Source organism: Escherichia sp. HH26CH (genome assembly GCF_009820205.1).
GTDB classification, from domain to species: Bacteria; Pseudomonadota; Gammaproteobacteria; order Enterobacterales; family Enterobacteriaceae; genus Escherichia; species Escherichia coli_F.
This window is the reverse complement of the sequence record NZ_VNXM01000011.1, coordinates 1-720: the sequence shown is the minus strand read 5'-3', so window position 1 is coordinate 720 and position 720 is coordinate 1. Positions and strand designations below refer to the sequence as shown.

2 protein-coding genes are annotated in these 720 nt (G+C 42.5%); both read left to right on the top strand.

The window, feature by feature from the left end; translation table 11 throughout:
* Positions 1 to 20 precede the first annotated feature (20 nt).
* Positions 21 to 302 carry a group II intron maturase-specific domain-containing protein gene (locus FQ015_RS24485; protein ID WP_272916456.1) on the top strand — a complete coding sequence of 94 codons (282 nt, stop codon included), beginning with the start codon at positions 21 to 23 and terminating at the stop codon, positions 300 to 302.
* A 206-nt stretch (positions 303 to 508) separates the two neighbouring features.
* Positions 509 to 720 (top strand): transposase family protein (locus tag FQ015_RS01950; protein WP_160523635.1); only part of this gene is annotated, 212 nt, incomplete at its 3' end.

Sequence of the window (720 nt, the reverse complement as noted above, 5' to 3'; positions counted from 1 at the left end):
GGATCAGACGCAGGGTGGAGATGAGTCTCGAAGATATTGCGAAGTGGCTGAATCCGATAATATCGGGGTGGCTGAATCCGATAATATCGGGGTGGCTGAATTATTACGCGAGATACCACAAATCAGCGATGAAGAAAGTATGCAGATATATTAATCTGACGCTGATTGCGTGGGCGAGAAAGAAATATAAAACCCTGCGGTATAGAAAGACGAAGGCGTGTCAGCTAATGGAAAGGCTGTCAAAAGAGAAGCCGGAGTTGTTTGCCCACTGGAAAGAAGGACCAGGAAGCGCGTTTGCCTGACGGGAGCCGTATGAAGCGAGAGTTTCACGTACGGTTCTGCGAGAGGCTGTCGGGGAGGTTCCGGTGGCCTACTCACTTAACGCTGCTTTTTTGCACTAAATAATTCGCATTTTATGTTCAATTATTGAGATATTCCTTATTACCTAAAGCTGTTTTTCATTGCTTATACATGATCAAATACTCCTTACATAAATAAGGAGAACAAAATGGAACTTAAAAAATTGATGGAACATATTTCTGTTACCCCCGATTACAGACAAGCCTGGAAAGTGGAATATAAATTATCGGATATTCTACTGTTGACTATTTGCGCCGTCATTTCTGGGGCAGAAGGCTGGGAGGATATAGAGGATTTTGGGGAAACACATCTCGATTTTTTAAAACAATACGGTGATTTTGAAAATGGTATTCCTGTTCA

Excerpts from the sequence above, each read along its gene's own strand:
- FQ015_RS24485 (WP_272916456.1), top strand. The coding sequence starts at position 21 with ATGAGTCTCGAAGATATTGCGAAGTGGCTGAATCCGATAATATCGGGG.